Source organism: Pseudomonas sp. TWP3-2, assembly GCF_049897765.1.
Taxonomy (GTDB): Bacteria; Pseudomonadota; Gammaproteobacteria; order Pseudomonadales; family Pseudomonadaceae; genus Aquipseudomonas.
In genome coordinates this window covers 113,769-126,897 of record NZ_JAFCWW010000004.1, presented here as the reverse complement: position 1 = coordinate 126,897, position 13,129 = coordinate 113,769, and the positions used below count along the sequence as shown (strand labels likewise).

Annotated in this window: 15 protein-coding genes and 2 pseudogenes; 11 read left to right on the top strand and 6 right to left on the bottom strand. The window is 54.7% G+C overall.

Annotation, left to right across the window (positions count from 1 at the left end; translation table 11 throughout):
* Positions 1-85 precede the first annotated feature (85 nt).
* The 8 genes and pseudogenes from ACP7EE_RS08225 (at position 86) to ACP7EE_RS08190 (ending at position 5,134) form a co-directional block, all read left to right on the top strand.
* Positions 86-238 carry a hypothetical protein gene (locus tag ACP7EE_RS08225; RefSeq protein ID WP_426234167.1) on the top strand — a complete coding sequence of 51 codons (153 nt, stop codon included), beginning with the start codon at positions 86-88 and terminating at the stop codon, positions 236-238.
* Positions 235-1,188 carry a PoNe immunity protein domain-containing protein gene (locus ACP7EE_RS08220; RefSeq protein WP_426234166.1) on the top strand — a complete coding sequence of 318 codons (954 nt, stop codon included), beginning with the start codon at positions 235-237 and terminating at the stop codon, positions 1,186-1,188. The genes ACP7EE_RS08225 and ACP7EE_RS08220 overlap by 4 nt, the downstream gene beginning before the upstream one ends.
* A 118-nt stretch (positions 1,189-1,306) precedes the next feature.
* Positions 1,307-1,459, top strand: a pseudogene (locus tag ACP7EE_RS08215) (type VI secretion system tip protein TssI/VgrG); the annotation flags it as partial.
* 19 nt (positions 1,460-1,478) lie between these two features.
* Positions 1,479-2,420 (top strand): PoNe immunity protein domain-containing protein, encoded by a 942-nt coding sequence (locus tag ACP7EE_RS08210; RefSeq protein WP_426234165.1) that lies wholly within the window; start codon positions 1,479-1,481, stop codon positions 2,418-2,420.
* Positions 2,421-2,483: 63 nt separating this feature from the next.
* Positions 2,484-3,434 carry a PoNe immunity protein domain-containing protein gene (locus ACP7EE_RS08205; protein WP_426234164.1) on the top strand — a complete coding sequence of 317 codons (951 nt, stop codon included), beginning with the start codon at positions 2,484-2,486 and terminating at the stop codon, positions 3,432-3,434.
* An 89-nt stretch (positions 3,435-3,523) separates the two neighbouring features.
* Complete coding sequence (locus ACP7EE_RS08200) at positions 3,524-4,186, top strand: YcxB family protein (RefSeq protein ID WP_426234163.1); 663 nt, start codon at positions 3,524-3,526, stop codon at positions 4,184-4,186.
* Between the two features lie 189 nt (positions 4,187-4,375).
* Complete coding sequence (locus tag ACP7EE_RS08195) at positions 4,376-4,645, top strand: DUF2790 domain-containing protein (protein ID WP_420649817.1); 270 nt, start codon at positions 4,376-4,378, stop codon at positions 4,643-4,645.
* A gap of 90 nt (positions 4,646-4,735) precedes the next feature.
* On the top strand, positions 4,736-5,134 hold the full coding sequence (locus tag ACP7EE_RS08190; RefSeq protein ID WP_420649818.1) for a hypothetical protein: 399 nt from the start codon (positions 4,736-4,738) through the stop codon (positions 5,132-5,134).
* Here ACP7EE_RS08190 and ACP7EE_RS08185 read toward each other — a convergent pair.
* The gene (locus ACP7EE_RS08185; protein WP_420649819.1) at positions 5,131-5,400 is read right to left on the bottom strand and encodes a DUF1652 domain-containing protein; all 270 of its coding nucleotides are present in this window, start codon (positions 5,398-5,400) and stop codon (positions 5,131-5,133) included. The genes ACP7EE_RS08190 and ACP7EE_RS08185 overlap by 4 nt on opposite strands.
* Before the next feature lie 370 nt (positions 5,401-5,770).
* On the opposite strand from ACP7EE_RS08185, the gene eco reads away from it, so the two are divergent.
* Entirely contained in the window at positions 5,771-6,256 is a 486-nt protein-coding gene (eco, locus tag ACP7EE_RS08180; RefSeq protein WP_426234162.1) for a serine protease inhibitor ecotin, read from the top strand.
* Positions 6,257-6,297: 41 nt separating this feature from the next.
* On the opposite strand, the pseudogene ilvA reads toward eco, so the two are convergent.
* A pseudogene (gene ilvA / locus ACP7EE_RS08175) lies at positions 6,298-7,287 on the bottom strand (threonine ammonia-lyase, biosynthetic); the annotation flags it as partial.
* Between the two features lie 264 nt (positions 7,288-7,551).
* Here ilvA and ACP7EE_RS08170 point away from each other — a divergent pair.
* Positions 7,552-7,890, top strand: a complete 339-nt coding sequence (locus tag ACP7EE_RS08170; RefSeq protein ID WP_426234161.1) for a DUF2834 domain-containing protein — start codon at positions 7,552-7,554, stop codon at positions 7,888-7,890.
* Here ACP7EE_RS08170 and ACP7EE_RS08165 read toward each other — a convergent pair.
* Complete coding sequence (locus ACP7EE_RS08165; protein WP_426234160.1) at positions 7,871-8,794, bottom strand: magnesium transporter CorA family protein; 924 nt, start codon at positions 8,792-8,794, stop codon at positions 7,871-7,873. The two genes, ACP7EE_RS08170 and ACP7EE_RS08165, sit on opposite strands and share 20 nt — an antisense overlap.
* A gap of 7 nt (positions 8,795-8,801) precedes the next feature.
* Complete coding sequence (locus ACP7EE_RS08160; protein ID WP_426234159.1) at positions 8,802-10,376, bottom strand: RimK family protein; 1,575 nt, start codon at positions 10,374-10,376, stop codon at positions 8,802-8,804.
* A gap of 92 nt (positions 10,377-10,468) precedes the next feature.
* On the opposite strand from ACP7EE_RS08160, the gene rimI reads away from it, so the two are divergent.
* Positions 10,469-11,572 carry a ribosomal protein S18-alanine N-acetyltransferase gene (rimI, locus tag ACP7EE_RS08155; RefSeq protein ID WP_426234158.1) on the top strand — a complete coding sequence of 368 codons (1,104 nt, stop codon included), beginning with the start codon at positions 10,469-10,471 and terminating at the stop codon, positions 11,570-11,572.
* 13 nt (positions 11,573-11,585) lie between these two features.
* Here rimI and ACP7EE_RS08150 read toward each other — a convergent pair whose 3' ends face one another.
* Positions 11,586-12,737: a PQQ-dependent sugar dehydrogenase gene (locus tag ACP7EE_RS08150; RefSeq protein ID WP_426234157.1), complete on the bottom strand. Its 1,152-nt coding sequence runs from the start codon at positions 12,735-12,737 to the stop codon at positions 11,586-11,588.
* A 35-nt stretch (positions 12,738-12,772) separates the two neighbouring features.
* On the bottom strand, positions 12,773-13,111 hold the full coding sequence (locus ACP7EE_RS08145; RefSeq protein ID WP_426234156.1) for a hypothetical protein: 339 nt from the start codon (positions 13,109-13,111) through the stop codon (positions 12,773-12,775).
* Positions 13,112-13,129: the final 18 nt, after the last annotated feature.

Here is a 13,129-nt window from a genome sequence, read left to right as displayed (position 1 = left end):
CTTGAAATCTTATAGTCGACATCTATTCTTTACTCCCATCTACCACTTTAGCAATAGCCCCAAAGCTCACGCTGAAGCGCAATTAATGACTGCCAGCGAAGAAACTCACCGCAACCACGATGGATTTCATTACGGGGAAGATGAAGTTGAGATCGCAGTTGAAAAACGAATGGCATCCTTAAGAAAAAAACATGGAAACTTGGATGCACTTAAAAAAGAGAGCGGAGCTTTAGCATGAACAGACGGCAAAAATTCATATTTGAGTCTTATTATAATAAATCTATAGGCTTATATGATGGTACGGAAGCACGCTGGAATAACGAAACAATGCAGGCGGATAACCCGACACAGGAGAAAGCATTACGGACGGGCTATTTCAAAGAGTCGGCATTCAAGGCACTTCTAATCTCCTATACGGCCGGAGAAACTATAGAGTCATTGATTCCTAGACTGGAAAAGCTCATTGACTGCTATGAAATATATCAACAAGCTCTGGCCATGGATGAAGGGGATCCTGATATTTCTCCGTTAGCAATCGACGACTGGCCCGAGCAGTACGAAGAGTGCGTCCAAGTTGTCAGCCTGTGTATCTTACTTCATCGAAAAGACTTACTTGTACGCTTCGTCAGCCTCATTGATCAAGCAGGATACGCACACGAGGACACTTTATACGAAGATCTTTTGCGTAAGCACCTTCCAGGAAGATCAGATATCGACGAATGGTACCACGACTTATATACGCCTCTAATCCGAGCTATTTACGCATCTCAAGAAAGTGAGGCGAGCGACTTACTTCTTCAATATTGCAAGGAATGGTATCCGGCGTTTAAAAAGTTACAAACTAACTGGCATGACAGCCATCTCGAAATCGAAGGCGACGACGGAGATTATGTAGGTTATTGGGCTTTCGAAGCGGCCGCGATTGCATTCCTTTATGGTATTAATGATAGCAAGGTCAATCACATGGTCTACCCTAAAGACCTTGTTGAATATGCGAGAACTTACCGACTAAGTAATTCCCCTCAGACCTCCCGAGTAGATTCCGGCCGACCTTGTACCAAAACTGGCTATTGGTTTACGCCAGCAGAGCCAGATTCTCGTCGCCATTTCAACCAAGGCGAGATTATGCCTAAATTCAATGATTCTGGTTGGGGAGACACTATCTGGTATTGGTCAGGCGAAGAATAAGCAGCTTTGCCGGTCGCTAAGCCCTGTTGTTAAGGCTCCGTACTAAGTACGAAGATAGTGCAGTAACCGTGAAAAATACGATTTAGCGCTGCACCACCGGAAAAATGGAATTCAAGGCATGCAGGACGCAACCTACATCACCCTTACGCTCGAAGGCGCTTCCGCCGACCTGCAAGTGCTCAGCTTCACCGGTCGCGAAGCCCTCAACCAGCCCTTCCGTTTCGACATTGAACTGGTCAGCGCACGCCCCGACCTCAAGCTAGATTCACTTAAACTTGAGGCATAAAGACGTGAACAAAAGACAAAAATTCTTCAGCGAAGCTCATTACAAAAACTTCTTAAGAGAGCATGACGAAGCAGGTGAGCTTTTAAAAACCACCAAATTCAAATCCGACTCCCCCAAAGGCGAAGCGACTCTTCGTTCAAGCTTTATTCAGCGCCTCGCACTTCGAAAACTAACTGCGACATATACAGCGGGCGAAGACATATCGTCTCTTACCCACTTGCTGGAGGATCTAATTCAAAAATATGAAGTCAGTCAAGCAGCGCTAGCAGCATCTGAACAAGCTTCAGACATCTCGCCACTAGCGATTGACGACTGGCCACACGAATATGAAGAATGCGTACAAGTTATAGGCCTTTGCATCCTTTTGCATCGCATAGATCTCCTTAAACGCTTTGTCAGGCTCATGGATAATGCAGGTTATGCAGGTTATGACACGCTGTACGAGGACTTGCTCTGCAAAGTCTTACCAGGCAGAAGTGATATAGATCAATGGTACCACGAAGTTTACTCTCCTCTTGTTCAAGCGATATATGCAGGAACAAAAGAAGATGCCTCAAATTTTCTTAAGATATACTGCAATCAATGGTACTCAGCTTTTAGACAAGCCTCTTGGCACGACACTCACCTTCAAGGAGAGGAAGGTAACTACGTAGGATATTGGGCATTCGAGGCAGGGGCCATTGCATTTTTATACGGCATAGACGACAGCAAAATAGACCATATGGTCTATCCAAAAGACTTGGTCGAATATGCCCGAAATCATCGACCGACTGATGGATCTCAGGTTGCTCGCGTGGATGCGGGACAGCCGTGCAGCAAAACCGGCTATTGGTTTACCCCAGCCGAAGCCAGCTCACGACGTCGCTTCCAACAAGGTGAACTTATGCCAAATTTCAGCGGTTCAAAATGGGGTGATACTATTTGGTACTGGTCTGGTGATGAGTAAGATCACAATCGTACACTCTATGTTAGAAAAATTCACAACATCAGCCCCCCTGAGGATTGAGGTTTGAGTCACTTTAATAAAAGACAAACATTCTACACTGAAAATCAATACAGAATCTTCCTGAAGGAATATGACGAAGTTCTTGAACTTTGCAAAACAAACACATTTGAGTCCGACTCTCCAGAGCAGGAGGCCTCGCTTCGAGCAAGGCACCTGCAAGGTCTGTTACTTGATAAGGTGTTAGCCTGCTATACCGCTGGAGAAGAGATAGAATTGCTTATTCCATTGCTCGAGGAGTTAGTGGAAAAATACGAAATTCGACAAAACAAATTAGCACTTTATGAAGATGCACCAACCATATCCCCTCTCGCAATAGATGATTGGCCGTACCAATATGAAGAATGTGTACAAGTCATTGGTTTGTGCATTCTCCTGCATCGCACTGACTTGCTAAAGCGCTTCGTGACCTTGATAGATGATGCAGGATATGCTGGCGACGACACGATCTATGAAGATTTACTCTGCAAAGTTCTACCAGGCAGAAGTGATGTCGACCAATGGTATCACGACGTATATTCTCCTCTAGTACAAACGATATACGCGAAAACCAAAGAAGACGCCGCACGATTTCTTGAGAAATACTGCTGCGAATGGTACGCGGCTTTTGAACAGGCTCCTTGGCACGACACTCATCTGCAAGGTGAGGAAGGCAGCTACGTTGGTTATTGGGCTATCGAGGCTGGTGCGATTGCCTTCTTATATGGAATAGACGACAGCAAAATTGATCATATGGTTTATCCAAGTGATCTGGTCGAGTACGCCCGAAATCATCCAATATCTAATGCATCTCAGGTCGCTCGCATAGATGCGGGGCAACCATGCAGCAAGACTGGCTATTGGTTCACCCCGGCACAAGCCAATTCCAGACGGCGCTTCTCACATCGTGAAATCATGCCTGACTTCGGTGATTCAAACTCGAACCACACAATTTGGTACTGGACAGGCGAAGATTAAATCGCCCCACCATTCGGTCAGACCATTTTTAGGGGCCGAGCAGACATGTAAACTTTACCCTCATCAAAATGGACGTCGGATCCAACATCATGGAATTGCAATTCACCATCACCCCCGAACACACACAGATGCGCATCGGCAAACTGCTTGAGCAAGAAATGCTCAAGGACGATCAGCTGCATGCCCGGGTGACAGGCTGCGTAAATCGCCAGCAGGACCGCCTGCTCGCCCCGCTTATGTTTTTTCTGGGTTTGGGTGCCGGCGCGCTGGCGATCTATTTCCCCGCGCGTGAGCTCAGCCCCCAGAAAATCATCTCTATGGCGCTATTCGCAATGGTTTTCGGAGTGTGCTGGTGGCTTTTTTCCAGGCGGCTGCTGGGTCGTTTACGCAACCGTATCGCTTCCAACCGTGCCAAGAAGCCGCGTATGCCTTTTCGCAGCGCGAGCCAGCGTCTGATCGAATTGAAGCTCCGTACCCAGCTCAAGGCTACAGAAGGTGCTTATCGTCTGGAGTTTGACGAGCATGGTTTCACCCTAATCAATATGAAAGGCAAAAGCACCCAGTGCACTCTGGCTTGGGCGCAGATAGTCCGACTCAAGATGACGCCCGACTTCTATTGCATTGCCTGCGCCAAACTGGATAGCAAGGGCAAGGCGTATCACATCCCAAGACACAGCGATGTAATGGATGCGGACATGTATCAGCAAGGCTTGGAAGTGTTTTTGAGCCGAGTGCCGGTTCCGGCCAGTTGATGCCAGGAATCTGCCGAGCCCTTCCCCAGAAACAATCCCCCCACACGACAGCCGGCGTTCACCCCGGTTAACCATCCCTTAACGCCGCGGTCAAAAACTCTACTGAACCGCACGCCCTCAGCCCTTCGCTGACGCCCAGTGCGGCAGGTTCGGCGCTGTTGCCGAGTCCAAAGCATTCGGGAGTCCACCATGAACATTCGCTCACTTCTGCTCACCACCGCCCTCGCCTGCTCTGCGTTTGCCGGGTTGGCTCAGGCCAATGACACATCCGCCACGTCCACAGCCGTGCCCTATCGGTACGGCATGCCGCTGCACGTGGCCAAAGTCGTGTCACTGACCGAGCCGCAAACCCTGGAGTGCAAGGTCATCACCGCTGACATGAAGTACATCGACAACACCGGCAAGCCTGAGGAAATCAGCTATCGGAAACTGTCTGACGCGTGCAGTTATCAGAACTGACGGAAACGTCTGATTCGCGGGTCTGCGGTAGGCAGGCATCGGTCAGGGCGGTTATGCTCGGGCCTCTCCCTACTGCCGCAAGGATTCGCCATGCAGTTGTCGTTTCGCACGTTGTCGACCTTCACCTGTTCGTTGTGTTTTCTGCTGGCGCTGGTTTGGGGGCTGGTGCCGGAGGTGTTGCTGGCGATCTGGAGCATCGAATATTCGCCGGCAGCCGGGTTTGTTGCGCGGCGCAGTGCGGTGCTGTTTGCGGGGTTGGGGGTGATGTTTTATCTGGTGCGTAATGCGCCGGTGTCGATTGCGCGCAATGCCATGAGCAACGGATTTATCGTCGGCTGTTTCGGTTTGGCGGTGCTTGGTTTCGCAGAATGGTTGAACGGCCATGCCGGCCCCGCGATCTTGCTCGCGGTGCTGGTCGAGTTCGCGCTGGGCCTTGGATTTGTGCAGGCCCGGCGCGTGACGGTCGAACTGGGTGAAACGGTTGGCTAAATAGCTTTCGATCGCGGCAGATAGTGATGAGGGGTGGCGTTTTGCGCCAGATCCATGCGCAAACCGGCGATCAGACCGTTGATCTCGCGGCAGCTGTTGAGGTGACTGGCATCGATGCCGCTCACCAGCAGATCAACCTGATCGGTCTGGTGATCGCCATACACTTTGACGGTCATCGACAGATCCGGGGACAGCGTGCATTGGCAGCGTTTCGGCAGGAAACTGCTCTCAATGATATTGCGGAGTTCCAAGGCAGACAGAAACATGGCTAACGCTCTCCTTACTGTGAGATTGCCAATCAAGTATTCACGTTGACCGTTACCACTTCTCTGCACGGGTGTGTCCCCGCTGATTCCTTGAGTGTGACAAGCGGTTGTACTGCGAAATGCCCATTGGATTGTAGGCGCCCAAACCCGGCGCGCCGCACCTATTGAACGCATAAAACGTGCCTTCCATCGGGTGGTTCTCGCCGTCATAGAAATCAACAACTTGCGCGGGTGGCCAGCATTGGGCCTGTTGCAATCTGCAAGATTGATCAGATCGGGCAGCGCAATTTGCAACCCGTGGCGGGTTTGCATTCGGCGCCGGTGACAGTGAGAATGCCAGTCATCACCCTACACCCGCACGGAGGCCTTTATGGGTTCTTTCACTGCTTACGCGACCACCGGCCTGATGCTTGCCGGCCTCTCCACTTTCGCCCACGCGGCGAAGCTTGAAGACACTGCGCCGTACCCCAAGGCTGAAGCGGGCTTCACCCGTCAGGTGATCCATCTGCCGCAGCAGGCGCAGGAAGAAAACTTCCAGGTCGAAGTACTGGCCGGCAAAACCCTCGAAGTTGACTGCAACCGCCAGCGCCTGGGCGGCATGCTCGAGGAGAAAAATCTCGAAGGCTGGGGCTATCCGTTTTACCGCCTGGAGAAGGTCATCGGCCCGATGAGCACGATGATGGCCTGCCCGCCCGGCAGTAAGACGAAGCGCGCATTCGTGCCGGTCGTGGGTGATGGATTCAGAATTCAATACAACAGCAAACTGCCGATCGTGATCTACGCGCCGAAAGAAGTCGAAGTGCGCTATCGCATTTGGACCGCCTCGGACAAAGTCGGCACAGCCATCCCGGAATAATTCGGGCCTGATCACACTCATGCCGGAGTACCGAACGCCGCCGCGCGTTCGGCGACATGGCGCAAGCTGTCGAAGTTGATGTTGGCGCCGGAGTCGATGGCGATCAGCGTTTGATTGCGTGCGCCGGTTTGCACCACGTATTGTTTGATTCCGGCCACGGCCAGCGCGCCGGAAGGCTCGGTGATCGAGCGGGTATCGTCGTAGATGTTCTTGATGGCGGCGCAGAGCTCGTCGTTGCTGACGGTGATCACCTGATCCACGCAAAAGCGGCAAAGCTCGAAGCCGTAAGCGCCGATTTGCGCCACCGCCACGCCATCGGCGAAGGTGCCAACGCTGGGCAGCACCACGCGTTCATCGGCCTGCATCGCAGCCTTGAGACAGGCCGAATGTTCTGACTCGACGCCGATAATGCGTACTTCCGGGCGCAGGTATTTGACGTAGGCAGCGATGCCGGCGATCAGTCCGCCACCGCCGACCGGGACGAAGATGGCGTCCAGCGCGCCTTGATGTTCACGCAGGATTTCCATCGCCACCGTACCTTGCCCGGCAATCACGTCCGGGTCATCGAACGGCGAGACAAAGGTGCGGCCGCTCTGCTCGGCCAATTGCAGCGCATGGGCCAGGGCAAACGGAAAACTTTCGCCATGCAGCAACGCCTCGGCACCGCGACTGCTTACGCCGAGCACTTTCAGATCCGGCGTGGTGGATGGCATGACGATGGTTGCGGCGATGCCCAATGCTTTGGCCGCCAACGCCACACCTTGGGCGTGATTGCCCGCCGAAGCCGTGATCACCCCGCGAATCTTTTGCTCTTCACTCAATTGCACCAGTTTGTTGTAAGCACCACGGATCTTGAAAGAGAACGTTGGTTGCAGGTCTTCACGTTTGAGCAGAATCCGGTTGCCGAGGGTTTCGGACAGCGCCGGGGCGAATTGTAAGGGCGTGCGTACCGCGACATCGTAAACCGGCGCGGCGAGGATCTTTTTTACGTATTGCTCAAGCAAGGCTTGCTGATCGGCGGTGCAATTCATGGTCGTCTCCTTGATAACGCATTCAAACGTTCGGTGTGGGACCGCGTTTAAACCGAAGAGACAGAAAATGAAAACCCGCCTCTAGGGCGGGTTGGGTGCTGCAGTCGTGAGCTAGCCCGCCAAATGAGGAATGGCGGTAATAATGCTTGGCTGGCAGCGCAATACGGTGGAAGTCATGGGCTGAAATTAGCCCGACCAATGATGGCAAGTCAATCGCGAATTTCGTAGTCTGGCCGCTCGCTCATCTCACCAAGGAAGGATTGCATGATGTCTGTCGCCCTGCCCCTCACTGCTTTGATCGCGTTCAGTGGCTACACCGTTTCGGTGATGCTGCAAGCCGAACAGTCGCTGCTCGATTTCGGCATCAGTCTGATGTCGAGACCTGATACCGCGCAGGTGGTGATTGATCTGTATCTGCTGGCGACGTTGGCTGGCGTGTGGATGTACAAGGATGCGCGCAAGCGTGGTCAGACCGGCTGGTCGGTGCTGCCGTATTTACTGCTGACGGCAGTTTTTGTGTCGGTCGGGCCGCTGTTGTATCTGGTGGTGCGCGGGCTCAAGGAACGCAAACTCAAAACGCCAGCTACTTCGTCAGGCGCCTGAGCCCGAACAACATCGCGCCTGCCGCCAACATCATCGCAATCAAAAACAGCGGATATGCCACCCACCACGGGGTGCCCGCGGTCATCATGCTGAACTCGGACATGCCGCCGATGCTCGCGATCAGGTTGAGCGGCAAAAACACCACGTTGATCAACGTCAATTTGCGCAGCAGGCCGTTGGTGCTGTTATTCATCAGATTGCCGCGCGCATCGATCAGCCCGGAGAACACCGTCGAGTAGATCTCAGCCTGTTTGTAGCACTGGTTGTTTTCGATGATCAGGTCGTCAATCAGGCCAAGCGCTTCGCTGCCGAAATGCTGCTTTTCAGCGTGATTGCGCAGCCGCGTCAGCACGGCGCCGTTGCTGTGCAGGGCGTTGATGTAATAGATCAGGCTTTCGCTGAGGTTAAACATTTGCAGCAGATGTTGATCCTGCATCGAGGCGTTGAATTTCTGCTGCAACTCCCGGGCAACCAGCTTGATCACCTTCAAATGCCCGAGATAGTGATGAATGTTGTTGAACAACAGATCGAGCAACACATCCAGTGGCGTATTCAGCGATTGCCGTGTGCCGACGCCATGCAGCGGCGTGTCGTCGGTGGCGATCACCAACAGTTGGCCCGGCGAAAACAGCAAACCGCAGGAAGAGACCTCAAACGCCAGGCTACCACCGCCGGAATAGTTTTCCGGACGTTTCCAGATCAGGAACAAATGGTCTGGATGGAACTCAATCCGTGACACTTCATCCGGGTCCAGTGCCGAGGCCAGCGCATGTTCATCCAGCTTGAAGTGACTGTGCAGCAAGTCGCGCTCGGCGGCGTCGGGATTGCTGAACAGCATCACTTCGGCATCCAGCCGTTCTACCCGCTGCAAGGCTCCGTGGCTCAGTGCAAAGCTGTTGATCATCGGCGCATCACCATGCCTGCCCGCGCCGTTTAAGCTCCAGACGCCGCACGAACTCTTCCAGCACCAGCGAATACAGATCGTCCTGCAAGTAAGCGTCCTCGGTGCCGGCATCGAGGTTGGGATTATCGTTGACTTCGATGACCACCACTTTGTCGCCCGCCTGTTTGAGGTCGACACCGTAGAGGCCGTCGCCGATCAGATTTGCGGTCTTCACCGCCAGCTCCACCACGGCGCGCGGCGCCTCATGGATCGCCATGGTGCGGCACTCGCCATTGACGTCTTGCCCTTTGGCCTTGTGGTTGTAAATCTGCCAATGGCCTTTGGACATGAAGTACTGGCAGGCAAAGATCGGTTTGCGATTGAGCACGCCGATGCGCCAGTCGTACTCGGTGTAGAAAAACTCCTGAGCCAGCAACAGCACCGAGTGTTCAAACAGTTCGGCAGTGGCTTCGAGCAATGCCTGCTGGCTTTCAACCTTGATCACGCCACGGGAAAAACATCCGTCGGGGATCTTCAGCACCAACGGGAATCCCAAGCGCTCGCCGACCCGCTCGAAATCTTCCGGTCGCTCCTTGTAGAGAATTTCGGTGGCGGGCATGCCCAGTTGATGGCTGTTGAGCAGGTCAGTCAGATAGACCTTGTTGGTGCAGCGCAGGATTGAGGCTGGATCATCCATCACCACTAGCCCTTCGCTTTCGGCTTTTTTGGCGAAGCGATAGGTGTGGTTGTCGACGCTGGTGGTTTCGCGGATCAGCAAGCCGTCGTACTCGGCCAGGCGTGCGTAGTCCTTGCGCTCGATCAGTTCGACATCGATGCCCATGCCTTTGCCGACGCGGATGAAATTCTCCAGTGCCCGGGGGTTGGACGGTGGCAAGGCTTCTTGCGGATCATGCAGGATCGCCAGGTCGTAGCGGGCCACTTGCGGTGATCGTGGACTGCGCCAGATCTTGCGACTGAAACTGCCCAGCGCATTGGCGAACTGATCTTCCTGATCGTCGCGCAACTTGTGCAGCGCACCGGACTTTATACCTTCAATATGCCAGCCGTTATTTCTACGGAATTCAACTAACAGAATCGGACACGGGAACACTTCAAACAATTGTCGCGCCAAGTCCTGCAACGGCTCGATATTGGTTTTACCGAAGTACAGTGTCAGGGTAAAACCTTCGGTGTCGCTGTAGAGCTGATGGTTCAGCGCTTTTTCCAGAGTTTTGTCGAGGTCGTCCAGCGCCAGACCGTAGAGTGATTTGCGCGTCAGTTCGCTGATGGTGCGCACCGACGGAATCACCTTGTGCCCTCGCGCCTCGGCGAGCAACGAACAGTAATAGCCGTGCCCCAGGTACTTGTAGCTGCGGCACAGGTTGATCACCTGCACCCGCTTACCCGACTCGTCATCACGGGTTTTCTCGAGGTATTCCTGGGCCGTGAGGATGTCTTCACTGGGAAAGTAAGAGGCCCAGTCTTCCTTGCGTTCGACAATGATCAACACTTGACTGGAAACTCTCGCGACTGGATTTAAATAAGTTGCCGCCGGCAAACTTTGCTCGGATACTTCGCGCCAATGACCCTGTACCGCTGACATAGAGATTGATCCGTTGGAGAACAAGACCTTTTCTATTAAGCACGAACTTTTTCGAAAGTCTCGTTTCGTTACGCAACTTTTACGGCGGTCATATGCACACTGTTTTTCGTTCGGCAGTAGTTGAAGACTTGCCGGCGCTACTGGCGCTGGAAACCCACTGTTTCACCACAGACCGCCTGACCCGGCGCAGCTTTCAATGGATGATTACCCGTGCGCATGCGCAGCTAATGGTGGCCGAGCGCGATGGACAGCTGGCGGGTTACGCCTTGGTGTTGTTTCATCGCGGCACATCGCTTGCGCGGCTGTATTCAATCGCTATTGCCCCCGAGGCGCGCGGTCTGGGGTTGGGCAAGCAATTGCTGCAACGCATTGAAGCCTGTGCGCTTGAGCACGATTGCGCGTACCTGCGGCTGGAGGTTCGCACTGACAACCCGGCCGCGATTGCTCTCTATGAAAAGCATGGCTACCGGCGCTTTGCGCTGATTCACGATTACTACGAAGACCATGCCGATGCGTTGCGCCTGGAAAAACGTATTCTTCAGCACCGCGACTCGCGCAACATCAACGTTGCGCATTACCAGCAAACCACCGACTTCACTTGCGGCCCGGCTTGTCTGTTAATGGCCATGGGCGCCTTGCAGGCCGATCGGCTGCTGGAGCGGCGCGAAGAGCTGCAAATCTGGCGTGAGGCGACCACTGTTTTCATGACCTCCGGGCATGGCGGATGCAGTCCGCAGGGTTTGGCGCTGGCGGCGTGGCGGCGCGGCTTTCGGGTGCAACTGCAACTGAGCGTAAACGGGCCGCTGTTCCTCGACGGCGTGCGCGACGAGCATAAAAAAGACGTCATGCGCCTGGTGCATGAAGAGTTCACCGCGCAGTTACGTGACTCCGATGTTGAGCAAAGCATCGGCACCACGCTGGATCTGCCGCGCTTGCTCGATGCTGGAGGGCAGCCGCTGGTGTTGATCAGCAGCTATCGACTGACCCGATCCAAGTCGCCGCACTGGGTGATGGTCACCGATTGCGATGACGAATTCGTTTATCTGCACGACCCGGATGTTGATCACAGCCAGCACCGACAACCCATCGACTGCCAGCATGTGCCGGTCAGCCATGGGGAGTTCGACAAGATGTGCCGCTTCGGCCGGGGCAAATTGCGGGCGGCGGTGGTGCTGTATGCCCGCGCGCCCGCGTGAATCAGCGGATGAGTTATTTCAGCCCGATCTTGTACAGCGCGCCATCCGACTCATCCGTCAGCACATAAAGGTAACCATCCGGCCCCTGGCGTACGTCGCGGATGCGCTGCTTGAGTTCACCGAGCAGGCGTTCTTCGTGCACGATTTTGTCGCCGTCAAACTGCAAGCGAATCAGCTCCTGATCCACCAGTGCGCCGATAAACACGTTGTGCTGCCACGGTTTGAAACGGTCGGCGTCATAGAACGCCATACCTGTTACGCCCGGAGACTTCTCCCAGACATGATGCGGCCCGAGTGTGCCTTCGGCGGTTTCGCCCTTGGCTTCAGGGATTGGCAGAAGGGAATAGTTGATGCCATGGGTCGCCAATGGCCAGCCATAGTTCTTCCCGCGCTCGACGATGTTCACCTCGTCACCGCCGCGCGGGCCGTGCTCGTTTTCCCACAGGGTCCCGGTCCACGGGTTGAGCGCCGCGCCTTGTGGGTTGCGATGGCCGTAGGACCAGATCTCTGGACGCACGCCAGACTGGCCAACGAAAGGATTGTCGTCCGGCACTTTGCCGTCGGGATAGATACGCGCGACCTTGCCTTGCAGCTTGTCCAGATCCTGCGCGGTCGGGCGGTCGTTGTTTTCGCCCAACGTGATGAACAGATAGCCGTCACGGTCGAATACCAGCCGCGAGCCGAAGTGATTGCCCACCGACAGTTTCGGCTCCTGACGGAAGATCACTTTGAAATCTTTAAGTGTTTTCAGATCATCGGACAGACGTCCGCGCCCGACCGCTGTCCCGGCCTTGTCACCGGCGCCGCCGCCCTCGGCGTATGACAGATACACCATACGATCGGCCTTGAAGTCCGGCGACAGCACTACATCAAGCAGACCACCCTGCCCCTTGGCCCAGACCTTGGGCACGCCGCTGATCGGCGCCGACAACTTGCCGTCCGCGCCGACCACCCGCAGGTTTCCAGGCCGCTCGGTCACCAGCATGCCCTGACGATCCGGCAAAAATGCCAGCGCCCATGGATGTTCCAGGCCTTGAGTAATGGTCGTCACTTCAAGCGTGCCTTGCTCGCTTTGCAGTTCCTTGGGGGCCTCGGCGAAAACCGGGGCGGTAAAGCTGATCAATGCGCTGGCGCAGAAACTGGCCAGAAGGGTTTTACGCAACATGCACGATTCCTTTTGTTCGTTGGCGGGCCGGCAGCTCAACGGGTGCTGCCGGTACTGCGCGGCGCTGGATTGGGAATGAATTTGGGTGGCGTACTCGGCACCGATCGAATGGGCTGCCCGTTGCCAATGCCGCCGTTTTCAAGAGTCGGCCGTCTTGGTACCGGAACCGTGTTCGGCCCCCGGATCGGTGGCGTGCCGGGTTGGGTGCCCTGCATGCTGTTGGGGTTGGCCCGGCGAATCGGGCTGTTGTAGGGATTGTTGCTGTTGCCGGTCGGACTTTGCGCCAACATCAACGACGCCGGCGCAGAGACCTCGGCTTGAACCATACCGCCGCTCAGGGCCAGTAAGACGATACCCAGCAGAAAACGATTCATGAACGGCCTCTCTCGATG

Excerpts from the sequence above, each read along its gene's own strand:
- ACP7EE_RS08165 (WP_426234160.1), bottom strand. The coding sequence starts at position 8,794 with ATGATCAACAGCTTTGCACTGAGCCACGGAGCCTTGCAGCGGGTAGAA.
- ACP7EE_RS08150 (WP_426234157.1), bottom strand. The coding sequence starts at position 12,737 with ATGTTGCGTAAAACCCTTCTGGCCAGTTTCTGCGCCAGCGCATTGATC.
- ACP7EE_RS08190 (WP_420649818.1), top strand. The coding sequence starts at position 4,736 with ATGCAGTTGTCGTTTCGCACGTTGTCGACCTTCACCTGTTCGTTGTGT.
- ACP7EE_RS08160 (WP_426234159.1), bottom strand. The coding sequence starts at position 10,376 with ATGTCAGCGGTACAGGGTCATTGGCGCGAAGTATCCGAGCAAAGTTTG.
- rimI (WP_426234158.1), top strand. The coding sequence starts at position 10,469 with ATGCACACTGTTTTTCGTTCGGCAGTAGTTGAAGACTTGCCGGCGCTA.
- eco (WP_426234162.1), top strand. The coding sequence starts at position 5,771 with ATGGGTTCTTTCACTGCTTACGCGACCACCGGCCTGATGCTTGCCGGC.
- ACP7EE_RS08170 (WP_426234161.1), top strand. The coding sequence starts at position 7,552 with ATGATGTCTGTCGCCCTGCCCCTCACTGCTTTGATCGCGTTCAGTGGC.
- ACP7EE_RS08200 (WP_426234163.1), top strand. The coding sequence starts at position 3,524 with ATGGAATTGCAATTCACCATCACCCCCGAACACACACAGATGCGCATC.
- ACP7EE_RS08185 (WP_420649819.1), bottom strand. The coding sequence starts at position 5,400 with ATGTTTCTGTCTGCCTTGGAACTCCGCAATATCATTGAGAGCAGTTTC.
- ACP7EE_RS08145 (WP_426234156.1), bottom strand. The coding sequence starts at position 13,111 with ATGAATCGTTTTCTGCTGGGTATCGTCTTACTGGCCCTGAGCGGCGGT.
- ACP7EE_RS08195 (WP_420649817.1), top strand. The coding sequence starts at position 4,376 with ATGAACATTCGCTCACTTCTGCTCACCACCGCCCTCGCCTGCTCTGCG.
- ACP7EE_RS08225 (WP_426234167.1), top strand. The coding sequence starts at position 86 with ATGACTGCCAGCGAAGAAACTCACCGCAACCACGATGGATTTCATTAC.
- ACP7EE_RS08220 (WP_426234166.1), top strand. The coding sequence starts at position 235 with ATGAACAGACGGCAAAAATTCATATTTGAGTCTTATTATAATAAATCT.